The 22,070-nt window shown below is 71.9% G+C and carries 17 protein-coding genes; 9 read left to right on the plus strand and 8 right to left on the minus strand.

Going from position 1 to position 22,070, the window contains the following annotated elements:
- Positions 1-19: 19 nt before the first annotated feature.
- The 5 genes from Microterr_RS00725 to Microterr_RS00745 all read right to left on the minus strand — a co-directional run bounded on the left by Microterr_RS00725 (position 20) and on the right by Microterr_RS00745 (position 4,804).
- Entirely contained in the window at positions 20-841 is an 822-nt protein-coding gene (locus Microterr_RS00725) for an energy-coupling factor transporter transmembrane component T family protein (protein ID WP_404810208.1), read from the minus strand.
- A gap of 5 nt (positions 842-846) precedes the next feature.
- On the minus strand, positions 847-2,775 hold the full coding sequence (locus tag Microterr_RS00730) for an ABC transporter ATP-binding protein (RefSeq protein ID WP_263796713.1): 1,929 nt from the start codon (positions 2,773-2,775) through the stop codon (positions 847-849).
- 91 nt (positions 2,776-2,866) lie between these two features.
- Entirely contained in the window at positions 2,867-3,424 is a 558-nt protein-coding gene (locus Microterr_RS00735) for an ECF transporter S component (protein WP_263796712.1), read from the minus strand.
- A 46-nt stretch (positions 3,425-3,470) separates the two neighbouring features.
- Positions 3,471-4,475 (minus strand): pirin family protein, encoded by a 1,005-nt coding sequence (locus Microterr_RS00740; protein WP_263796711.1) that lies wholly within the window; start codon positions 4,473-4,475, stop codon positions 3,471-3,473.
- On the minus strand, positions 4,472-4,804 hold the full coding sequence (locus tag Microterr_RS00745; RefSeq protein WP_263796710.1) for a GNAT family N-acetyltransferase: 333 nt from the start codon (positions 4,802-4,804) through the stop codon (positions 4,472-4,474). Before Microterr_RS00745 ends, Microterr_RS00740 begins: the two co-directional genes overlap by 4 nt.
- 68 nt (positions 4,805-4,872) lie before the next feature.
- On the opposite strand from Microterr_RS00745, the gene Microterr_RS00750 reads away from it, so the two are divergent.
- The 6 genes from Microterr_RS00750 to Microterr_RS00775 all read left to right on the plus strand — a co-directional run bounded on the left by Microterr_RS00750 (position 4,873) and on the right by Microterr_RS00775 (position 13,377).
- Positions 4,873-6,081, plus strand: a complete 1,209-nt coding sequence (locus tag Microterr_RS00750) for a glycoside hydrolase family 3 N-terminal domain-containing protein (protein ID WP_263796709.1) — start codon at positions 4,873-4,875, stop codon at positions 6,079-6,081.
- 33 nt (positions 6,082-6,114) lie between these two features.
- Positions 6,115-8,643 (plus strand): DEAD/DEAH box helicase, encoded by a 2,529-nt coding sequence (locus Microterr_RS00755; protein WP_263796708.1) that lies wholly within the window; start codon positions 6,115-6,117, stop codon positions 8,641-8,643.
- Positions 8,644-8,866: 223 nt separating this feature from the next.
- Positions 8,867-9,124, plus strand: a complete 258-nt coding sequence (locus Microterr_RS00760) for a type II toxin-antitoxin system VapB family antitoxin (protein WP_263796707.1) — start codon at positions 8,867-8,869, stop codon at positions 9,122-9,124.
- Positions 9,121-9,522: a type II toxin-antitoxin system VapC family toxin gene (locus Microterr_RS00765; RefSeq protein ID WP_263796706.1), complete on the plus strand. Its 402-nt coding sequence runs from the start codon at positions 9,121-9,123 to the stop codon at positions 9,520-9,522. Before Microterr_RS00760 ends, Microterr_RS00765 begins: the two co-directional genes overlap by 4 nt.
- Before the next feature lie 46 nt (positions 9,523-9,568).
- Positions 9,569-11,569: a DNA helicase RecQ gene (gene recQ / locus Microterr_RS00770; protein ID WP_263796705.1), complete on the plus strand. Its 2,001-nt coding sequence runs from the start codon at positions 9,569-9,571 to the stop codon at positions 11,567-11,569.
- A gap of 32 nt (positions 11,570-11,601) precedes the next feature.
- Positions 11,602-13,377, plus strand: a complete 1,776-nt coding sequence (locus Microterr_RS00775; protein ID WP_263796704.1) for a glycoside hydrolase family 3 protein — start codon at positions 11,602-11,604, stop codon at positions 13,375-13,377.
- 27 nt (positions 13,378-13,404) lie between these two features.
- Here the strand turns inward: Microterr_RS00775 and Microterr_RS00780 are convergent, their stop codons facing one another.
- Complete coding sequence (locus Microterr_RS00780; RefSeq protein WP_263796703.1) at positions 13,405-14,685, minus strand: GNAT family N-acetyltransferase; 1,281 nt, start codon at positions 14,683-14,685, stop codon at positions 13,405-13,407.
- A gap of 182 nt (positions 14,686-14,867) precedes the next feature.
- Here Microterr_RS00780 and Microterr_RS00785 point away from each other — a divergent pair, with 182 nt between their 5' ends.
- The 3 genes from Microterr_RS00785 to Microterr_RS00795 all read left to right on the plus strand — a co-directional run bounded on the left by Microterr_RS00785 (position 14,868) and on the right by Microterr_RS00795 (position 19,848).
- Positions 14,868-16,973, plus strand: coding sequence for an acyl-CoA dehydrogenase family protein (locus tag Microterr_RS00785; RefSeq protein ID WP_263796702.1), 2,106 nt, complete (start codon positions 14,868-14,870; stop codon positions 16,971-16,973).
- A 20-nt stretch (positions 16,974-16,993) separates the two neighbouring features.
- A complete protein-coding gene (locus Microterr_RS00790) occupies positions 16,994-17,560 on the plus strand; it encodes a DNA-3-methyladenine glycosylase I (RefSeq protein WP_263796701.1) in 567 nt (188 codons plus the stop codon).
- A gap of 62 nt (positions 17,561-17,622) precedes the next feature.
- On the plus strand, positions 17,623-19,848 hold the full coding sequence (locus Microterr_RS00795; RefSeq protein WP_263796700.1) for an LLM class flavin-dependent oxidoreductase: 2,226 nt from the start codon (positions 17,623-17,625) through the stop codon (positions 19,846-19,848).
- Here Microterr_RS00795 and Microterr_RS00800 read toward each other — a convergent pair.
- Together Microterr_RS00800 and Microterr_RS00805 are read right to left on the minus strand one after the other, a co-directional pair.
- A complete protein-coding gene (locus Microterr_RS00800; RefSeq protein WP_263796699.1) occupies positions 19,845-20,273 on the minus strand; it encodes a recombinase family protein in 429 nt (142 codons plus the stop codon). The genes Microterr_RS00795 and Microterr_RS00800 overlap by 4 nt on opposite strands.
- Before the next feature lie 29 nt (positions 20,274-20,302).
- Positions 20,303-22,069 carry a cation:proton antiporter gene (locus Microterr_RS00805; RefSeq protein ID WP_263796698.1) on the minus strand — a complete coding sequence of 589 codons (1,767 nt, stop codon included), beginning with the start codon at positions 22,067-22,069 and terminating at the stop codon, positions 20,303-20,305.
- Position 22,070 lies beyond the last annotated feature (1 nt).

Genomic DNA, 22,070 nt, shown 5'->3' on the forward strand with positions numbered 1-22,070 from the left:
CTCCTTCGGAGGGGACGGGTCAGGCGATTCCCCACGGGAATGTGAGCCAGAAGACGAGGGCGGATGCGGCGACGAACGCGACCGCGAAGACCGTGTCGCGGACGCGCCACGGGACGAGGTGCCGCTCGGTGCGATCGGGGTACGCGCCGAACGCACGCGCATCCATCGCGAGCGCGACCCGCTCGGCGTGACGGATGGCACCGGCCAGCAGCGGCACGATGTACCCCGACCAGCGGGCCACCGCCGAGAACGGGCCGCGGCCGCCGTGAGCGCCGCGCACGCGGTGCGCCTGGCGGATGACGTCGAGCTCGTGGCCGAACCGCGGCACGAACCGGAACGCCGCGAGCGCGGTGTAGCCGATGCGGTATGGCACGCGCAGCTGCTGGACGGTCGAGCGCACGAGATCGGGGCCGGTCGTGGACAGGCCCGCGATCAGCGTGAGCGCGAGGATCGCGGCGAGTCGCAGCGCGGTCGCGAAGCCGATCGCCACGGCTCCGGCGTAGAGGGTCCACCCGCCGAGCTGGAGGACGACGGGGGTGTCATCCACGAGTGCCGCATCCGTCCAGACCGCGAAGCCGGTGCCGATCGCCAGGATCCCGACCGGGAGGGCGAGGAGGATGCCGGCGACCCGCCGGGTGAGCGAGACGCCCACGAGCAGGAGAAGGCAGCTGGCGAGCAGGAAGATCGCAGGGGTGGCGGCATCCCTGACGAAGATCAGGAGCACCATCGCCGGCAGCGGCGCGCCGAGCTTGGCCAGGGGATTGAGCCGGTAGAGGAACCGGACCGGCGAGGCCGCGCCGCGCGCCGCGTACGGGTCGAACGTCGTGGCGGGTGCGTGGATGGCCGTCACGCGCGACCACCGCCCGGCAGGTCGGCGAGCCGGACGATACCGGCCAGGTCGGGGTGGCCGGCCAGACCCTGCAGGGCCTGGCGCAGCGGCGGAAGCCGGAGCCCCGCGCGCTCGATGAGGGCGGTGTCGGCGAAGATCTCCGCGGTCTCTCCGGCAGCGACGACGCGGCCGTCCGACAGCACCACGGTGCGGTCGGAGTACTCGGTGACGAGCTGCATGTCGTGCGTCACGACGACGATGGTCGTGCCGTCGTCGTTCAGTTCGCGCAGGAGCCCGAGCAGCTCGTCGGCGCGCGCCCTGTCCTGCCCGAACGTGGGCTCGTCGAGCACGAGGATCGGTGCGCCGGTCACGAGGGCGGTTCCGACCGACAGGCGGCGCTTCTGGCCGCCCGAGAGCAGGAACGGGTGGCTGCCTGCCTTGTCGGCGAGACCGAAGCGCTCGAGCAGGGCCGTGGTGCGCTCCCGCACCTCGTCCTCCGACAGGTGGCGGCGGCGCAGGCCGTGCGCGACCTCGTCGAACACCGTGTGGGCGATGAACTGGTGCTCGGGATTCTGGAAGACGAACCCGATGCGAGCGGTGAGGGTGCGCGCATCGGCGCGGGCGACATCGATTCCGTGACCAGAGCCCGTGTCGATGCGCACGGTGCCGCGCGGCGGAGTGACGACGCCCGCGATCGCGTGGATGAGGCTTGTCTTGCCTGCCCCGTTGGCGCCGACCACCGCGACGAACTCGCCGCGATGCACGTCGAGGTCGATGTCGTGCAGCACCTCGGCGCGCCCGCGCCGCAGGGTCAGCCCTCGCACCTCGATGAGCGGAGCGATCGCGGCGCCTCCGACGGCAGGGGTGGCCGCAGCATCCCCTCCCTCCACCATCGCGAGATAAGGAGATGGAGCGTGCGGAGGATCGGATGCTGTCGCCCCGTCCTCCTCGTGCGCACTTCTCCTTGTCTCGCGACCAGAGGCAGGGGCAGGGGCAGGGGCAGGGGCCGGGGCAGGGGCAGGGGCAGGACCCGGGGCAGGGGCCGGGGCCGGGGCCGCCTCGAGGGCGGCGTGCAGCTCGGCGGGAGTCAGGGGGAGGGGGTCGAGCGCGTATCCCGCGGCACGCAGCCGGAGGGCCGCCAGGGTCGACACCGGCAGCCACACGCCGATCGCGTGCAGCTCGTCTGCGCGCTGCCGCAGCACCGCGTCGACCGACCCGTCTGCGGCGAGCCGCCCCTCGTGGTCGAGGACGATCACGCGATCCACGAAGCCGATCGCGGCGTCGAGGTTGTGCTCGACGAGCAGGATGGCGTGGTCGCCTGCCGCGATGAGGTCGGCGAGCGCGGCATAGACCTCCTCGATCCCCTGCGGGTCGAGGTTCGCCGTCGGCTCGTCGAGCACGAGGAGCGGGGAGCCCATCGCGAGGGCGCACGCGATCGCGAGCCGCTGGCGGCCGCCGCCGGAGAGACGGTCGGGGTTCTCGGCACGGCGGTCCCACAGCCCCACCCGCCGCAGCGCGGACTCGGCGCGGGCGAGCACCTCGTCCACCGGCATGCGCAGGTTCTCGGGGCCGAAGGCCACCTCGTCGAGGAGCGTGCCCGTGACCAGCTGCGCGTCGGGGTCCTGGAACACCATCGCCACCCGCGTGCTGAGCTCCGCGACCGAGGTGGTCGCGGTGTCGAGGCCGTCGATCCGGACCGACCCGGTGATGTCGGCGGGCAGGTCGTGCGGGATGAGGCCGTTCATGGCGAGTGTGAGCGTCGACTTGCCCGAGCCGCTGGGGCCGAGCAGCAGCACGACCTCGCCGGCCGTGATGTCAAACGAGAGGGAGGAGGGGGCGGCCGCCACCGCGCCCTCGTGCGTGATCGACAGATCCGTCGCGCGTGCGAGCGGGTCGGCGGCCGGCGCCGCGAGCGCAGCAGACGGTTCGCGCTCGATGGCGGCCATGGGGATTCTCCGGACAAGTGAACTAAGGCACACCTAACCTACCCGTCGCGCGTCGGACCGCGAAACGCGGGAGATGCCCGCCCGGCCGAGATCAGCGCCGCAGGCGCGGCCGCGCGACGCCCGCGCGACGCAGGCCCGCACCCACCCACAGTGCGACCGCCGTCCACGCGAGCGGGCCCAGCATCGACAGCGCGAGGTACACGATCTGGGCCCAGAGCGGGAAGGTCTTCAGGTGCGCAGCGAAGTACACTGCTGCCGCGACGACCAGGCCGATGATCGCGCCGGAGATGAAGTAGCGCCCCGCCGCCCACGAGCGATACCGCGTGACGGCGGCCACGGCCTCCTGGATGCCGCCGAAGAGCAGCGCCGTGCCGAGGAACTGCCAGGTGAAGGCGCCCAGGGTGACGGCGCTGGAGACGAGGGCCGCGATCACGTGGGTGGTGATGGCCACGAACGGCAGTCGCAGCGTCTCCTGAGCGATGATGCCCGGCAGGACATGCACACCCAGCACGAGCCCGTAGACCACCGGAGCGACGGCGAGCACCCACGTGGTCGAGGCGCCGGCGATGCCGCCGAGAAGGCCCGTGGCGACCCCGATCGCGGCGCACACGAGGAGCTCGCGGGTCGACAGACGGAATCGGGGGGACACGCGCCCAGCGTACCGGCGCCGCCGTGGGTCGCCGTCCGCGGGAGGCTCAGACGCGACGGCGCCGACGGGTCAGGCGCACCCCGGGCAGGGGCGGCGCGGGGATGCGCTCCGCGCCGTGGCCGACCACATGCCCGAAGCGCGCGGTCGCTGAGTCCGTCGACGGGTCCGCCTCCCACGCCTCGCGCGCCTGGACGATCTCCTCGTGGGAGCGTCCGACGAAGTTCCACCACATGACGATGTCGTCCTCGAACGGCTCGCCGCCCAGCAGGAACACCGTCGCGGACTCGTCCGCGGTCAGTTCGATGACCTCACGCCGGACGCCGAGGTACAGGAGCGCGTTGCGGGTGACCGCGGTGGCGGCATCCGGCTCCACCTGCACGTGCACGACGCCCTCGACGCCCACGACCGCGTACTCCCATTCCGGATGCAGCGGCACGCGCACGCGTGAGCCGGCTTCCAGCCGCACCTCGGCGCCCACGATCGGCGTGTGCACGGTCGCGGGCGAGGCGACCCCGCCCAGCTCCCCGAGCACGACGGTGGCCTCGGCAGCCGCACCGTCGATCGGAGCGAGGGCCAGCGTCGGCAGGTCCGCGTGCTGCTCGAAGTCGGGCGCCCCGTGCCGCCGCGTCTCGGGCAGGGCCACCCACAGCTGCAGCGCGTCGATGGCGACCGGCCCCTCGCCGACCGAGTACTCGGAGTGCGCGATGCCGGCGCCGCTGGTCATCAGGTTCAGGGTGCCGCGCCGCACCATCACGTCGCTGCCGATGGTGTCGCGGTGGCGCACCTCTCCGACCAGCGGCCAGGTCACCGTCTGCAGGCCGATGTGCGGATGCGGTTCGACCCGCATCGTGGTCACCTGCGGCCCGAACCGGTCCAGGAAGCACCACGCCCCGACGAGCGGCAGGTCGCGCTGCGGCAGCGCGCGGTGCACCTCCATCGCGCGGACGCCGCCGAGCGGCACCTCGCGCGAGGCGAGCAGCAGGGCGCGCGGACCGTCGCACTCGGCCGCAGACTCGACCGCGGTGTCGGCCTCCGCATCCAGTCGTGTCATTCCCCGGCAGCCCGCCTGATCGGCCAGTCCACCTGCAGACCGTCCACGTCGTGCCGTGACAGGTACCGCGACACGAAGGGGCAGCGCGGCACGACCGTCTCACCCCGCGCGGCGACGTCGGCCATCGCCGCGGACACGAGCTTCGATCCGTACCCGCGGCCTTCGAAGGCCGGGTCGATCTCGGTGTGGATGAACACGAGGCGACCACGCGCGTCGATCGAGAACTCGCTGAAGCCGGCCAGCAGCTCGCCCAGGCGCAGTTCGTACCGTTCGTCCGCGCGCACCACCACGGGCTCTTCGGTGATCTCCGACGGGATGCTGTCGCTCACGGTCGCTCCTCTGCTCGCTGTCTCCAACGTACGGCGGGCTGCCAGTGTTCCGCCACGACAATGGAAGGATGCGTTCGCGTCCGATCCTGCTCACCGCCCTGGCGGCGATGGTCCTGATCGGCATCGCGGCGTCGGCGTCGCCTGGTCTCGCCCCGTCCGTCGCCGACGCCCCTCGGCCGGCCGACGCCCCCGCCTCGCCTGTCCCGACTGTGACGCCGACTCCCACCCCGACGCCGGTCGATCCGATCGCGACGCTCTCGCTCGAAGAGCGGGTCGGGCAGCTGTTCATGGTCGGCTCGCCCGTCGGCAAGGCCGCGGCGACCACACTGCACGCCGTGAGCGAGCGTCACGCCGGCGCGGTGTTCCTGCACGGCCGCTCGTCCAAGGGCACAGCCGCCACGGCGCGGGTCACCGCCCGCTTCATGAAGGCCGCCGCGGCGTCCGAGCTGCCGCTCTGGATCGCCACTGATCAGGAGGGCGGCGCCGTGCAGGTGCTCTCCGGTGCCGGGTTCGACGGCATCCCCGCCGCCCGCACCCAGGCGGAGTCGGGTGTCGCGCGCCTGCGATCCGACGCCGCGCGCTGGGGTGCGCAGCTGCGCAAAGCCGGTGTCACCATGAACCTCGCCCCGGTCGCCGACATCGTCAGCTCGCCCGAGGAGGCCGGGCAGAACGCGCCGATCGGCGCGCTGTGGCGTGAGTACGGATACGACGGCACGGCGGTCGCCGCGAAGGCCGGCGCATTCGCCGAGGGGATGCGCGAGGCCGGCATCCTGCCCACGTTCAAGCACTTCCCCGGCCTCGGCCGCGTCGAGGGCAACACCGACTACACCGCGAACGTCGTCGATCACGTGGTGACCGCGGGCTCCGCGGACGTGGGGGTCTACCGCAGCCTCATCTCCGCGGGGCCATCGGTGGTGATGGTCGGCACCGCCGTCTACGAGAAGATCGACCCCGAGCGTCCCGCCGTCTTCTCACACACGGTCGTCACCGACCTCCTGCGGGGCGAGGTCGGCTTCGACGGGGTGGTGACCACCGACGATCTCTCGGCGACCGCGCAGGTGCAGAAGTGGAAGCCGGCGGTCCGCGCCGTCGCCGCGATCGGTGCGGGCGTGGATCTGGTGCTCGTGTCGGCCGACCCGAAGGTCTTCCCCGAGATGTACGACGCGGTGCTCGCGCGGGCGGAGGACGACCCTGGCTTCGCGGAGAAGGTGGATGCTGCCGCCCGCCGCGTCGTGGAGGCGAAGCAGCTCATCGCGGCCGACGAGGCCGAGGAGTAAGTGCCCGCAGCCCCGGTCGGGCAGACTCGACAGGTGGACCTCCTGACCGCCGTACGCGCCGCCTCCGCACCGGACGACGTCTACGACGCCTTCGTCGCCTGGGCGGAGAGCCGCGGACTGAGCCTCTACCCTGCCCAGGACGAGGCGGCGATCGAGCTGGTCTCCGGTGCGAACGTGATCCTGTCCACCCCGACCGGCACCGGCAAGTCGCTCGTCGCGATCGCGGCGCACGCGGCATCCCTCGCCCGCGGCGGTCGCACCTATTACACCGCCCCGATCAAGGCGCTGGTGAGCGAGAAGTTCTTCGCGCTGGTCGAGATCTTCGGCGCGGAGAGCGTCGGGATGGTCACCGGCGACTCGTCGGTCAACCCCGACGCGCCGATCATCTGCTGCACCGCCGAGATCCTCGCGAACGTCGCGCTGCGCCAGGGGGTGGACGCGGATGTCGACCAGGTCGTGATGGACGAGTTCCACTTCTACGGCGATCCGGACCGAGGCTGGGCGTGGCAGGTCCCGCTGCTGCTGCTCCCGCGGGCGCAGTTCCTGCTCATGTCGGCGACGCTCGGGGACGTGAGCGACATCGCGGCCGACCTGCGCCGGCGCACGGGTCGCGAGACGGCGCTGGTCACCGGAGTCGAGCGACCCGTGCCGCTGCACTTCTCCTACGAGCGGCGCCCGGTGCATGAGGTGCTGACCATGCTGCTCGACGAGCGGCAGGCACCGGTCTACCTGGTGCACTTCGCGCAGGCTGCGGCGCTCGAGCGCGCCCAGGCGCTCGCGAGCGTCAAGATCACCACGCGCGAGCAGCGCGACGAGATCGCCGAGGCGATCGGCGGGTTCCGGTTCACCACGAGCTTCGGCAAGACGCTCTCGCGTCTCGTCCGCGCCGGCATCGGCGTGCATCACGCCGGCATGCTGCCTCGCTACCGCCGCCTGGTCGAGACGCTCGCACAGCGCGGGCTCCTGCGCGTCATCTGCGGGACGGACACCCTCGGCGTCGGCATCAACGTCCCCATCCGCACCGTCGTCATCACGGCGCTGTCGAAGTACGACGGCACGCGGATGCGGCAGCTCAGTGCCCGGGAGTTCCACCAGGTGGCGGGCAGGGCGGGACGGGCCGGCTACGACACCGCCGGCACCGTCGTGGTGATGGCGCCGGAGTGGGAGATCGAGAACACCGCCGCGCTCGCCAAGGCCGGCGATGACCCCGCGAAGCGCAAGAAGATCGTCCGCAAGAAGGCGCCGACCGGCGTCGTGAACTGGGGCGAGGGCTCGTACGAGCGCCTCATCGACGCCGTGCCGGAGCCCCTCACGCCCCAGCTGCAGCTGAGCGCCGCCATGCTGATCAACGTGATCGGACGCGGCGGTGACGTGCTCGCCAACGTGCGGTCGCTCGTGTTCGACAACCACGAGCCGCGCGCCCGCCGCTACGCGCTCGCCCGCCGGGCCATCGCGATCTTCCGCACGCTGCGCGACGCGGGCATCGTGACGAGCGAGGGCGGCAGCATCCGTCTCACCGTCGACCTGCAGCCGAACTTCGCGCTGAACCAGCCGCTGTCGCCGTTCGCGCTCGCCGCCATCGAGCTGCTCGACCGCGACGTCGAACTCGGGCGGGGCCCTGGCGCGGAAGCACCAGGCGGATCGATCGGCTCCGGCCATTACGCGCTCGATGTCGTGAGCATCATCGAGGCGACCCTGGACGACCCGCGTGCGATCCTCTCGCAGCAGGAGTACCGCGCTCGCGGCGAGGCGGTCGGGGCGATGAAGCGCGACGGCATCGAGTACGACGAGCGGATGGCGCTGCTCGAGGAGGTCAGCTACCCCAAGCCGCTGGCCGAGCTGCTGGTCCAGTCGTTCGAGGTGTTCGCGTCGAGCCAGCCGTGGGTGCGCGACTTCGAGCTGTCGCCCAAGTCGGTGGTGCGCGACATGTTCGAGCGCGCACTGTCGTTCGGTGAGTTCGTCGCGCTCTACCAGCTCGGCCGGAGCGAGGGGCTCGTGCTGCGCTACCTCAGCGACGCGTACCGCGCGATCCGCCAGACGGTGCCGGCCGATGCCCGCACCGACGAGCTGATGGACGTGATCGAGTGGCTCGGCGAGCTCGTCCGCCAGGTGGATTCGAGCCTGGTCGACGAGTGGGCGACACTGGTGAACCCGGTGGCCGATCCGGAGGCGCCGGTCGTCCCGCCCGCGCCCCCGTCGGTGCTGACCAATCGGCGGGCGTTCACGGTGCTCGTGCGCAACGAGCTGTTCCGCCGTGTGCGGCTCGCCGCGCTGCAGGACGACGACGCGCTCGCCGAGCTCGACCCGGGCGTCGAGTGGTCGGAGGCGATGGACCGCTACTACGACGACCACGACGAGATCCTCACCGGCGGCCCCGCCCGCTCGCCGCGGCTGTGCGTCATCGACGACTCGACGGCCGCCGACGGCATCTGGCGCGTCGAGCAGACGATCGACGACCCTGCCGGCGACCACGACTGGCGCATCCGCGCCGAGGTCGACCTCGCCGCCTCCGTGGAAGAGGGCGCCGCCGTCGTGCGGGTCACCGAGGTGGTCCGGCTGTAGAGCCTCACCTCCGCGCGTCCCACTCGCCGGGGCGGGGCTGCGCGCGTCTCGACCCTGCGTACCGGGGATCAGCAGGACCAGCCGTGCGGCGCCGTTCAGGACCAGCGACATCGACGGCAGCGGAAGGCCGATGTGGATCCCCCTTCTGGAATGTGCGCCCAGGTTATGAGCGGCCACGGACACCGAATGGTAGACGGGTGGAAAGAGAAGGTAGAATGGCGCCATGAGCCTCAATATCAAGAACGAGGAGGTGCACGCGGCCGTGCGTGCACTCGCCGAACGACTCGGCGTGAGTCAGACCTCCGCCGTCGAAGCAGCGGTGCGGGCGCGGTTGGCCGAGCTCGACGCCAGCGCCGCTCACGAGGCACGCGCCGCCCGCATCGCCGCGGCCGCTGCCGCAGCTCAGGAGGCCTACCGCGGCGTCGACCTGGGGGCAGCCGTCGAGGCCCTCTACGACGGTGCGACGGGACTGCCGCGGTGATCGTGGACAGCTCCGCGCTCATCGCGATCATCCAGGGTGAACCCGGTGCGCACGACCTCCTGGCGGCGCTCCAGGCCACGACGGCACCGGCGATCTCTTCGGCCACGCTCACCGAGGCATCGATCGTGGCGGATGGTTCGCGAGACCCGGTCAAGATCGCGCGGTTCGACGACCTCGTCGCCGCGGTGGGCTTCGACGTCGTCCCGCTGACGGCGACGCAGGCCGCGCTGGCTCGTCAGGCCTACCGCGACTTCGGACGCGGGTCCGGCCATCCGGCTCGGCTGAATCTCGGGGACTGCTTCACATACGCGCTCGCCAAGGAACGTCGTGAGCCGGTGCTCTACGTGGGCGAGGACTTCTCGCACACCGATCTCGCATCCGCCCTCGGCGGCGGGTGAGCGGGCGCCGCAGTCCGGTGTCAGCGGCCGCGGCTATCGTGAGGTGGTGACTTCCGACCCGTATGCCGATCTCGTCTGGGATCCCGACGAGATCGCGCCACCGGACGACCTCGACGCGCCCCCGCCGCCGGAGTTCGACGGGTACGGAGCCGCCATCGCGCGGGCCACCCGCAGCGCGACTCCCGAGGTCGCCGAGGCGCGCGCCGCCGCCCCCGAGCCGGAGGGCCGTGACTTCACCGGCACCGACCCGCGTACGGTGCTCAAAGAGGTGTTCGGCTACGACGCGTTCCGGGGCGATCAGGCCGCGATCGTCGAGCACGTCGTCGCCGGCGGCGACGCGGTCGTGCTCATGCCCACGGGCGGCGGCAAGAGCGTCACCTACCAGGTGCCCGCGCTCGTGCGCCCCGGCACCGGGCTCGTCGTCTCGCCGCTCATCGCCCTCATGCACGACCAGGTCGATGCGCTCATCGCCAACGGCGTGCGCGCCGCGTACCTCAACTCCACCCAGGCGCCGGCCGAGCGTCAGGCGGTCGAGCAGGCCTACTTGGCGGGCCGGCTCGATCTGATCTACGTCGCGCCCGAGCGGCTGTCGAGCCCGCAGACCACCGCCCTCCTGCAGCGGGGCCGGCTCAGCGTCATCGCGATCGACGAGGCCCACTGCGTGTCGCAGTGGGGCCACGACTTCCGTCCCGACTACCTCATGCTCGGCGACCTGGCCGAGCGGTTCTCTGGTGTGCCGCGCATGGCCCTCACCGCCACCGCCACCCACGCCACCCACACCGAGATCACCCAGCGTCTCGACCTGCCCGCCGCGCAGCACTTCGTGGCGAGCTTCGACCGTCCCAACATCCAGTACCGCATCGAGCCCAAGGTCGACCCGCGCCGTCAGCTGGTGGGCTTCATCCGCACGATGCCCGCGGGCTCCGCCGGCATCGTGTACGCCCTCAGCCGCAAGTCGGTCGAGCAGATGGCCGAGTACCTGAGCGCGCAGGGGCTCGACGCGCTGCCGTACCACGCGGGCCTCGACGCGGGGGTCCGCTCGCGGAACCAGGCCCGCTTCCTCCGCGAGGACGGGGTGATCATGGTCGCCACCATCGCGTTCGGGATGGGCATCGACAAGCCCGACGTGCGCTTCGTCGCGCACATCGACCTGCCCAAGTCGGTCGAGGGCTACTACCAGGAGACCGGCCGCGCGGGTCGCGACGGCGAGCCGTCGATCGCCTGGATGGTCTATGGGCTGGGCGACGTCGTGCAGCAGCGCCGCATGATCGATCAGAGCCCCGGCGACCGCACCTACAAGACCCGGCTCGGCCAGCACCTCGACGCGATGCTCGCCCTGTGCGAGACGGTGGCGTGCCGCCGGCAGAACCTGCTCGGCTACTTCGGCCAGGCGGCCGAGCCCTGCGGCAACTGCGACACGTGCCTGACGCCGCCCGAGACGTGGGACGGCCTCGTCCCCGCGCAGAAGCTGCTCTCCACCATCGTGCGCCTCCAGCGCGAGCGCGGCCAGGCCTACGGCGCGGGGCAGCTCATCGACATCCTGCGCGGCGCGTCGACCGACCGCATCCGCCAGCTCGGTCACGACAAGCTGGCCACCTACGGGCTCGGCTCCGACCTCTCCGACCAGGACTGGCGCTCGGTGGTCCGGCAGCTGCTGGCCCGCGGCATCCTCGTCGCCCGCGGCGAGTACGGCACGCTCGCGCTCGGCGATGCGGGCGCCGGCGTGCTCCGCGGCGAAGAGCCCGTGCCGCTGCGCCGCGACGTGCTGGGGCGCTCCGGCGGAGGATCCCGCGTGCGGAAGGCGACCGCATCCGCCTCGATGGATGCGGCAGACCAGCCGCTGTTCGAGGCCCTCCGAACGTGGCGCGCCGAGACGGCGAAGGAGCAGGGCATGCCCGCGTACATCGTCTTCGGCGATGCGACGCTGCGCGCCCTCGCGGAGCGCCGGCCGGCCAGCCTCGCCGACCTCGACGGCATCACCGGCATCGGCGCCAAGAAGCGCGAGGCCTACGGGGAGGCGGTGCTCGCGGTCGTCCGGGCCGGTTGAAAACCTAGCGCCATTCGGTTTAGGCTGTGCGCATGAGCAACGATGCCACCGACACCGCCGTCGACACCCGCTACCGCGACGCCTCCCTCCCGATCGAGGAACGCGTCGAGATCCTTCTGAGCCAGATGACGCTCGAGGAGAAGGCCGGTCTCTTCTTCCAGACGATGATCGCCATGGGCGAGGGCGGCGAGCTCAGCGACGGGGACCCGTTCTTCGGCATCGCCTCGAACCGCGAGTACGTCGAGGCGCGGCACATGACCCACTTCAACCTGCTCGGGGTCGCTCCGACCGCGGGTGACATCGCGCGCTGGCACAACAAGCTCCAGGAGCTTGCCGCGTCCACGCGCCTCGGGATCCCGGTGTCGATCTCGACCGACCCGCGCCACGGCTTCAATGAGAACCCCGGCGCGTCGATCATGGCCGGTCCCTTCTCGCAGTGGCCGGAGCCGCTGGGGCTCGCCGCCACCCACGACCCCGCCCTGGTCGAGCGGTTCGCCGAGATCGCCCGCCGCGAGTACACGGCGGTCGGCATCCGCGTCGCGCTGCACCCGCAGGTCGACCTCGCGAGCGAGCCGCGCTGGGCGCGGCAGCTGCAGACCTTCGGCGAAGACCCCGACCTGTCGGGCGAGCTCGGCGCCGCCTACGTCCGCGGCTTCCAGGGCGAGGCCTTCGGACCCGGTTCGGTCTCGACGATGACCAAGCACTTCCCGGGCGGCGGCCCGCAGAAGGACGGCGAGGACCCCCACTTCGACTACGGCCGCGAGCAGGTCTACCCCGGCGGGCAGTTCGACCTGCATCTGAAGCCCTTCGAGGCCGTGTTCGCCGCCGGTGGCCGGCAGATCATGCCCTACTACGGCATGCCGGTCGGCACCGAGTACGAAGAGGTCGGGTTCGGCTTCAACAAGGGCGTGCTCACCGGCCTGCTGCGCGAGCGCTACGGCTTCGACGGCATCGTCTGCACCGACTGGGGACTCGTCACCGACCAGCCGATCCTCGGCACCGACTTCGCGGCACGGGCCTGGGGCGTCGAGCACCTGACGCCGGCGGAGCGGATGCAGAAGATCCTGGATGCCGGTGCCGACCAGTTCGGCGGCGAGGACGACCCCGCACTGCTGATCGAGCTGGTCGAGTCGGGCCTGGTCGACCAGGAGCGACTGGACGTCTCGGCACGGCGCCTGCTCCGCGAGAAGTTCGCGCTCGGCCTGTTCGAGAACCCCTTCGTCGACGCCGAGGCGGCGGACGCCATCGTCGGGTCCGCCGAATTCCGCGCGGCCGGACTCGAGGCGCAGCGCGCGTCGGTCGCCGTGCTCAGCAACGGCGGATCGCTGCCGTTCGCCGCGGGCATCAAGCTCTACGTCGAGGGGATCGCCCCCGAGATCGCGGCGGCGTACGGCGAGGTCGTCGAGACCCCGGCCGAGGCGGATCTCGCGATCGTCCGGCTGCAGGCCCCGTACGAGCAGCGGGCCTCGATGTTCGAGAACTTCTTCCACGCCGGCTCGCTGGACTTCCCGGCCGAGACCCTGGCCCACGTCGCCGAGATCGCCGCCGCCGTGCCCACGGTGGTCGACGTGTTCCTCGATCGGCCCGCGATCCTCGCGCCGATCGTCGCGAGCGCGGACGCGGTCGTCGGCACCTGGGGCGCCCACCCCGCGGCGCTCCTCGACGTGCTCAGCGGTGCGGCGCCGGCGCGCGGGCGACTCCCCTTCGACCTCCCGCGCTCGATGGCGGCGGTCGAAGCATCCCGTCCGGACGTGCCGTTCGACACCACCGACCCGCTGTTCCGGTTCGGCCACGGCCTGACCCTGTAGCGCCGCGCTTCCCGGCGCAGCCGAACCTCACGCCGGGAAGGTGCGCACCCGCTCGACCCGGAACTCGTGCGGCAGGGCAGAGGTGTCGCGTGCCCCGTCCGACCGCGGCAGCTCGTACACGTCGAGCATCAGCTGCACCGGATAGTCGATGCTCTGGACGACGGTCTTGACCCAGCGCCCGTCGATGAAGAAGCGCAGCCGGTCCGCGGTCCACTCGACGGCGTAGTCGTGCGGCTGCGTCAGGTCGGCGTCGACGCGGATCTTCTCGAAGTCCATCTGCAGCCGCGGGTCGTTCTGGGGCTTCACGCCGACGCCCACCCAGCCGGCGCCGTCGTCATCGATCTCCGCGCCGAAGATCTCGGCGATGCAGATCTCGCCCGACCGATCCGGCGCGTCCTCGTAGCCGATGGGCCAGAACGCGACCATGGCGTCGGGATGGCGGATCGCCGCCATGCGCACCTCGATGACGCCGAAGTGCGGCAGCCAGAGCCGGCGCTCCGGCTGCTCCTCGCGCACGACGAGACCCTCGCGGAACCGGTGCTGGCCGATGCCGCTGCCGAGTCCGCCGGAGAACTGCCCGGTCTGCAGATGCGAAGTTTGCACCGCGCCGTCCCACTCCGGCGCCCACGGCGCGGTGCCGTCGTCGATGCGCAGTGTCAGGCCGCCGTCGACGTCGTATCGCGCGGCCGTGCGCTCCTGTGACGACCAGTGCGGCGTGTAGAACGGCCACCAGCGCGTCTCGTCGAGGCGGTCTCCGCGGAAGCGCTCGTCGACGTCGGGAACGCGCCCCGACAGGTCGAGGGGCGACAGGTCGAGGGTCCAGATGTTGAAGGTGAGCTCGCCGCCGCGCCATGGCTCCGTGCCCGACCCGCGGTGCTCGAAGCCGGCCCGGCGGCACAGCGCGTTCGACGGTGGATTGTCCACGCCCGGGTAGGCGACGAGAAGGCCGCGGCCGCCGTCGGCGACGGCGTCCGCGATGAGCTGCCGCAGCGCCTCGGCCGCGATGCCCTGCCCCTGCCACCCCGGTTCGACGTGCCAGCCGGCCTCCCAGGCGGGGACTCCGTCGTGCTCGACCTGCCATCGGCCGATGCCGCCCGCCGGCACTCCGTCGATCTCGATGCGGAACATGCGCGCCTCGCCCGAGGCGTTCAGGCGCAGGTACCGCGCCTGGCGCTCGTGCAGCTCCTCCGTCGACTCCGGCCCGCCCAGGTGCGCCGTCATCAGCGGCGTGTTGGCGCGCTCGAGCAGCGGGAAGTCGTCCTCGCCCCACCGGCGGAGTCTCACCCGGTCGCGCGCGCTCGTCGTCATGATCCATCGTGTGCATGTCCGGCCGTCGCCGCGCAACCCCGCGGGTGTGGGGACCGCACAACACGCCCGGGCGACGTGAACGCGGCCGTTTGTGGACAACCCTCAACCGGCTTGGCCCTGTGTTGGAGGAGTCCTACCGTCAGAAGTGACTTATCCCCCTTCATCGCCCGAAAGGTGAGTCCATGACCGACGCCGCCGTCCGTCCGAACAAGCCCGCCACCAGCAAGCGCACCCCCGCCGGCGGCGCCCCGACCGCCGCCCACACGGCGGAGGAGGCATCCGAGGCCCGCATCGATGTCGCAGCCGTCACCCGCGCCCTCCTCGGCACCTGGGCCGACACCCGGCTCGAGGCCCGCGAGATGATCAAGGACCCCGCGTTCTGGCGCGTCGACGGCATGCCGATGCCCGAGCACCGGGAGCGGGTCCTCACGCAGCTGCACCTGCTCGTCGAGGCCGGGGGCTCACGCCGCTCCTTCCCGAAGGAGTACGGCGGCCTCGACAACAACGGTGCCAACCTCGCCGGCTTCCAGGAGCTCGTCCTGGCCGACCCCAGCCTGCAGATCAAGTCGGGCGTGCAGTGGGGACTGTTCGGCTCCGCGATCTACCAGCTCGGCACCAAGAAGCACCACGACGCGTGGCTGCCCGACGTGATCTCGCTCGCGCTGCCCGGCGCCTTCGCGATGACCGAGACCGGCCACGGCTCCGACGTCGCCGCCATCGGCACCACCGCCACGTACGACCCGGAGACCGAGGAGTTCGTCATCCACACGCCGTTCCGCGGCGCGTGGAAGGACTACCTCGGCAACGCGGCGCTGCACGGCAAGGCCGCCACCGTCTTCGCCCAGCTGATCACCGGCGGCGTGAACTACGGGGTGCACTGCTTCTTCGTGCCGCTGCGCGACGAGGAGGGCGCGTTCCTGCCTGGTATCGGCGGCGAGGACGACGGCGTCAAGGGCGGTCTCAACGGCATCGACAACGGCAGGCTGCACTTCGACCACGTGCGCATCCCGCGCGAGAACCTGCTCAACCGCTACGGCGATGTCGCCGCGGACGGCACCTATTCGAGCGAGATCGCCAGCCCGGGCCGCCGCTTCTTCACGATGCTCGGCGCCCTCGTGCAGGGTCGCGTGTCGCTCGACGGTGCCGCCACCACGGGCACCGCCCTCGCCCTCTACATCGCGATCACCTACGCCAACCAGCGCCGCCAGTTCGACTCCGGCGCCGGCACCGACGAGGTCGTGCTGCTGGACTACGGCAAGCACCAGCGCCGGCTCCTGCCCCGCCTGGCACAGGACTACGCACAGTTCTTCGCGCACGACGAGCTGCTGAAGAAGTTCGACGGCGTGTTCAGCGGCACCGCCGACACCCCGGCGGAGCGCGAGGACCTCGAGACCCTCGCCGCGGCGCTCAAGCCGCTGTCGACCTGGAACGCACTCGACACGATCCAGGAGGCCCGCGAGGCATGCGGCGGCTCCGGCTTCCTCGCCGAGAACCGCCTCGTCGGTCTGCACCAGGACCTCGATGTGTACGTGACCTTCGAGGGCGACAACAACGTGCTGCTCCAGCTGGTCGGCAAGCGCCTGCTCAGCGACTTCGCGCGGCAGTTCAAGGGAGCGGATGCTGCGGCCCTCGCCAAGTACGCGGTCGGGCAGACGGCGGGCAAGCTCTTCCACGGTGCCGGCCTCCGCCAGCTCGGCCAGACGGTGACCGACTTCGGCTCCACCGCGCGCTCGGTCGAGCTCGGCCTGCGCGCCGAGCAGCAGCACGAGCTGCTGTCGGGGCGCGTGCAGCAGATGGTCGCCGACGTGGCCGGCGCGCTGCGCCCCGCCGCGCGGATGTCGCCCGCCGAGGCGGCCGCGGTGTTCAACGAGAACCAGACCCAGCTGATCGAGGCGGCCCGCGCCCACGCCGAGCTGCTGCAGTGGGAGGCGTTCACCGACGGCATCAACCGGCTGGAGGATGAGGACACCGCACACGTGCTCACCTGGCTGCGCGACCTCTTCGGGCTCTCGCTGATCGAGAAGCACCTCGCCTGGTACCTCATCAACGGGCGCCTCTCCACGCAGCGGGCGGCCTCCGTCTCGCGGTACATCGACCGGCTGTGCGCGCGGCTGCGCCCGCACGCGCAGGACCTCGTCGACGCGTTCGGCTTCGCGCCCGAGCATGTGCGCGCTCCGATCGCGTCCGGTGCCGAGCGCGCCCGCCAGGACGAGGCCCGTGCGTACTTCGCCGATCTGGCCGCCTCCGGCGAGCTGCCCACTTCCGAGAAGGCGCTCAAGAAGAAGTAGCCCACGGCCTAGGGTGAAGTGTGGATACCCGAGCCGGAGCAGACGGTCGCGCGCGCTGCGGCTGGGTGGGCGAGGACCCGGAGTACATCCGCTACCACGACGAAGAATGGGGCGTCCCGCTCCACGGCGACCGGGCGCTCTTCGAGAAGCTCAGCCTGGAGGGGTTCCAGGCCGGTCTGAGCTGGATCACCATCCTGCGCAAGCGTCCGCACTTCCGTGAGGTCTTCGCGGGCTTCGATCCTGCCGTGATCGCGGCGTTCGGGCCTGACGACGTCGAGCGGCTGATGGGCGATGCCGGAATCATCCGCAACCGCGCCAAGATCGAGGCGACCATCTCGAACGCGCGACTGATGCTCGAGACGGAGGACGGCGAGCTCGATCAGCTGCTCTGGTCGTTCGCGCCGGCGCCCGGCCGCGCACGCCCCCTCTCGTTCGCCGAGGTTCCCGCCGTGACGCCGGAGTCCACCGCGATGAGCAAGGCGCTCCGCCGCCGCGGGTTCCGTTTCGTCGGGCCCACCACGATGTACGCGCTGATGCAGTCGGCCGGCATGGTCGACGATCACCTGGTGGGGTGCTGGCGCAGCTGACCCGCTCCGCCGTGGAATGAGCGCGGCCCGCCCGCGGTTGCCCGACAGGGAGGTTCGCACACATGGATTACGGTCACCGGCTCGAGTTCGGCGCGTTCATCACCCCGGCGGCGGCCCAGCCGCAGAACCCGGTGGTGCTCACTCAAGTGGCGGAGGACGCCGGTCTCGACCTCGTCACCTTCCAGGACCACCCGTACCAGCCCGCGTTCCTCGACACGTGGACGCTGATGTCGTACGTCGCGGCGCGCACCGAGCGCATCCGGATCTCCCCGAACGTGCTCAATGTGCCGCTGCGCCCGCCCGCAGTGATCGCCCGCGCGGCGGCCAGCCTCGATCTGCTCTCGGATGGACGCTTCGAGCTCGGCCTCGGCGCAGGCGGATTCTGGGATGCGATCGAGGCGATGGGTGCGCCCCGGCTCACCCCCGGGCAGGCGGTCACCGCGCTCGGGGAGGCGATCGACCTCATCCGTGAGCTGTGGGACACCAGTGCCCGCGGCGGCGTGTTCACCGACGGCACCCACCATCGCGTGCACGGCGCGAAGCGCGGCCCGAGGCCGGCGCACAGCATCCCGATCCTGATCGGCGCCTACAAGCCGCGGATGCTGGCGCTCACCGGCCGGAAGGGCGACGGGTGGCTGCCGTCGCTGGGGTACATGAAGCCCGGCGACCTCGCCAGGGGCAATGCCGCGATCGACGACGCCGCCGCCTCGGTCGGCCGCGATCCCCGTGAGGTGCGCCGCCTGCTCAACGTCGGCGCCGCGCAGGGCGATGTGGAGGCGTGGGCCGAGCAGCTCGCCGCCCTCGCGCTCGAGGACGGCATGTCCACCTTCATCGTCGCCAGCGACGACCCGCGGGTGCTGGGGCAGTTCGGCCAGGAGGTCGCGCCCGCCGTCCGCGAGCGGGTCGCGCACGAGCGTGCGGCCACCGGCATCGTCGAGGCGTCGGGCCGCTCTGCGATCGCCCTGGCGCGGCGGCGCGAGGGCATCGCCTATGACGACGTGCCCGCCGGCCTGCGGGTCGTCGAACCGGGCGACTTCGACTACGCGGACGTCAGCTCGACCTATATGCGCGGCGGCGCCCCGGGCATCGTGCTGCAGCCGAAGTCGACCGCGCAGGTGGCCGAGGCGATCCGGTTCGCCGGTCGGCACCCCGACCTGCCCCTCGCGGTCCGCAGCGGCGGCCACGGCATCTCCGGACGCAGCACGAACGACGGCGGCATCGTGATCGACCTGCGCCACCTGAACGCGATCGAGGTGCGGGACGAGGGTCGCCGACTGGTCCGCGTCGGCCCTGGGGCGCGCTGGATGGAGGTCGCCGCGGTGCTCGGCGAGCACGGCTGGGCGCTGAGCTCGGGCGACTACGGTGCGGTCGGCGTCGGCGGGCTGGCCACGGCCGGCGGCATCGGCTGGCTCGCGCGCGAGCACGGGCTCACCATCGACCACCTCGTGGGGGCCGAGATCGTGCTCGCCGACGGAACCGTGACCAGGGTCGATGCGTCGAGCGACCCCGAGCTGTTCTGGGCCGTGCGCGGCGCCGGCGCCAACATGGGCGTGGTGACGAGCTTCGACTTCGAGGTCGACGACGTCGGCGAGATCGGCTTCGCGCAGCTGGTCTTCGATGCGAGCGACCTCGACGGCTTCCTCACCGGCTGGGGCGCCGTGATGGAGGCCGCGCCGCGAGACCTCACGAGCTTCCTTATCCTCGGCGCCCGCCGGCCGGGCCAGCCCCGCCTCGCGCACGTGATGGCGGTCGTCGACGCGGGCGACCCCGACGCGATCATCGAGCGCCTGCAGCCGTTCGCGCAGCTCGCTCCGCTCGCCGACCAGTCGGTGCAGCTGACCACCTACCCCCGTCTGATGGCCAACGCCGACATCGGGCCGCAGCACGGAGCGGGCGAGCCCGCGTCGCGCTCCGCGCTGGTCGACCACATCACTCCGGAGATCGCCGCGGCGGCGGAGCGGATGCTGGAGACCGGCGCGTCGTCGTTCTTCCAGATCCGGTCGGTCGGGGGAGCAGTCGCCGATGTCCCCGAGGATGCCACCGCGTACGCGCACCGCGCGGCGAACTTCTCGATCGCCGCCATCGGTGCGCGGGCCGATCGGCTCGCCGCTGCCTGGGAGCCGATCGCCGGCCAGTCGCGCGGGCTCTATCTGAGCTTCGAGAGCTCCGATCGCCCCGAGCGGATCGGCGAGGCCTTCCCGCCGGACACCCTGGCACGGCTGCGCGCGGTCAAGCGCCGCGTGGATCCCGCCGGCCGCTTCTCCGACAACTTCGCGATCGAGCCCTAGACCGTCGCGTCGTGCAGATGCCGCTCGCCGTGGTTGAGCACCTTCACCATGACGCCGCGGCGGCGCAGCTCGGCGAGGGTGCGCGTCTCCTCGTCGGTGTCGCGGCCGAGGGCGTGCACCGTCGCGACGACCAGCACGTCACCGAGCGTGAGCCGGCCGAACAGCCGCACCAGGCGCTCCTCCCACGACTCGAGGGTCTCGGGCGCGGGGTGGCGGAAGCCTTCGATCGGCACCCCGAACCGGGCGAGGTCGCGGCGCTGCTCCACGACCGACGGCATGTCGTCGCGCGAGATCACGAGCCCGACCAACCGTGAGCCGGCCGGCCGAGCCTGCCACCAGTCGCGGTCCCGCTGCAGCTCGGTGAAGCACTTCGGGCACTCCGCGGCCGCGTGCGGCAGATCGATGGGGCTCGTCACGTCGGTCATGCGTACATTGTCGCAGTCCGGAGCCGGTTTCAACCGTCCTCGTGCAGTCGGCGTTCGAGGGCGAGCTGGTCGGCGTCGAGGTCGGCCAGGGCGTGCCGCAGCGCGGCGGTGCTGTAGGTCCCGCCGGACGAGATCTCGTTGAGCCGGCCGCGCATCGCCTCGAGCGTCGCGAGGCGCAGCTCCATCATCTCGACGGCGAGGGAGCTCGCGTCGTCGCTCGGCGGAGCGGCGGCACGCTGCGCCATCTTGGTCATCATGTCGGCGGAGAACGGCTCGCCGTCCGCGCGGCGCAGATCGGGGTCCGAGAGCACGGCGGTCGCCGCATCCCGCAGCTCTTCGGCGAGTCGCTGCTGCTCGTCGTGGCTGGCCCTGTCGGCATCGGTGCGCGGAATCTGCAGCCGCCGGACCAGCCAGGGGAGGGTCAGCCCCTGCAGCAGCAGGCTGCCGGCCGCGACGAAGAACGCGATCAGGATGAGCAGCGCGCGCCCGTCGATGTCGCGGTCGAGCGTCTGCGCCGCGGCAAGGGTGACCACGCCGCGCATGCCGGCCCAGACGATCACGGCGCCGTGCTTCCAGCCGAGCGGCGCCGCCTGGTAGTAGTCCAGATCGGCGATGCTGCGCGCGACCCGGCCGCGCAGGTTGCTCATCCTGCGCCTGGCCTGCTCGGCCGTCGGCCCGCCCGGACCGCCGCGCGCTCCCCGGCGCGGACCGCCGCCCTGAGCCGACTCGAGCGGGGGGATCGCCGTCGCCTCGAACTCGTCGATGCGATCGCTGAGGGCGTCGAGACGCTCCCGCTGACGGCCGCGGGCACGCCGAGTCTGGATCCAGATGAGGATCGACACGTACACGGCGCGGATGAGCAGGATGATCGCCAGCGCGGCCAGTGCGAGCCAGCTCGCATCGAACACGCTGTAGCCGTCGTCCACGTTCTGCCTGACCAGCTCCTTCAGCTCGAGCCCCATCATGAGGAAGACGGCGCCTTCCAGCACGAGCTCGATCGTGCGCCAGTTGAGCTGATCGCTCAGCCTCTGCTCAGGGGTGAACCATCGGGCGGCGCCCTGCCCGGTGACGAGCCCCGCGACGACCGCGGCGACGAGCCCGGACCCGCCCAGGTGCTCGGTGGGCAGGTAGGCCAGGAACGGAACGGTGAACCCGATCGCGGTGTTCGCCGCGGAGTTGTGCACCCAGGCGCGCAGTCGCAGCGTGATCCAGCCCAGCACGGCGCCCACGACGACCGCCACGACGATGCCGACGGCGAAGCTGCCGACCGCGCCCCAGAGGGAGAAGCCGCCGGCGATCGCGGCGATCGCCGTGCGCAGCAGCACGAGGGCGGTGGCGTCGTTGAGCAGGCTCTCGCCCTCGAGCATCGTGACCACGCGGGGCGTGATGCCGAGGCGTCGCACGATGGAGGTGGCGACAGCATCCGTCGGACTGAGGATGGCGCCGAGGGCGACGCCGAGGGGGAACCCGACCTCCGGGATCGCGAGGAAGAAGAAGACGCCGAGGAGCAGGGAGCTGCCGACCACCAGGACCACGGCGAGACCCGAGATCGGACCGAAATCGCGGCGGAACTCGATCGCGGGCAGGTTCACCGCGGCCGAGTAGAGCAGGGGCGGGAGCACGCCGACCAGGATCAGCTCGGGCTCCACCTCCACCGGCGGGACGAACGGCAGCACCGACACCGCGATGCCCAGCCCCATGAGCATGAGGGGCCCCGCCACCCCGAGCTTCTGCGCGAGGGCGGTGGTGACGGCGACGGCGATCACGCCGATCACCACCACGAGGAGCACGTCCACG

Origin of the sequence: Microbacterium terricola (assembly GCF_027943945.1) — a bacterium.
Classification (GTDB): domain Bacteria; phylum Actinomycetota; class Actinomycetes; order Actinomycetales; family Microbacteriaceae; genus Microbacterium; species Microbacterium terricola.

Excerpts from the sequence above, each read along its gene's own strand:
- Microterr_RS00730 (WP_263796713.1), bottom strand. The coding sequence starts at position 2,775 with ATGGCCGCCATCGAGCGCGAACCGTCTGCTGCGCTCGCGGCGCCGGCC.
- Microterr_RS00740 (WP_263796711.1), bottom strand. The coding sequence starts at position 4,475 with ATGACACGACTGGATGCGGAGGCCGACACCGCGGTCGAGTCTGCGGCC.
- Microterr_RS00750 (WP_263796709.1), top strand. The coding sequence starts at position 4,873 with ATGCGTTCGCGTCCGATCCTGCTCACCGCCCTGGCGGCGATGGTCCTG.
- Microterr_RS00760 (WP_263796707.1), top strand. The coding sequence starts at position 8,867 with ATGAGCCTCAATATCAAGAACGAGGAGGTGCACGCGGCCGTGCGTGCA.
- Microterr_RS00775 (WP_263796704.1), top strand. The coding sequence starts at position 11,602 with ATGAGCAACGATGCCACCGACACCGCCGTCGACACCCGCTACCGCGAC.
- Microterr_RS00780 (WP_263796703.1), bottom strand. The coding sequence starts at position 14,685 with ATGACGACGAGCGCGCGCGACCGGGTGAGACTCCGCCGGTGGGGCGAG.
- Microterr_RS00785 (WP_263796702.1), top strand. The coding sequence starts at position 14,868 with ATGACCGACGCCGCCGTCCGTCCGAACAAGCCCGCCACCAGCAAGCGC.
- Microterr_RS00795 (WP_263796700.1), top strand. The coding sequence starts at position 17,623 with ATGGATTACGGTCACCGGCTCGAGTTCGGCGCGTTCATCACCCCGGCG.
- Microterr_RS00800 (WP_263796699.1), bottom strand. The coding sequence starts at position 20,273 with ATGACCGACGTGACGAGCCCCATCGATCTGCCGCACGCGGCCGCGGAG.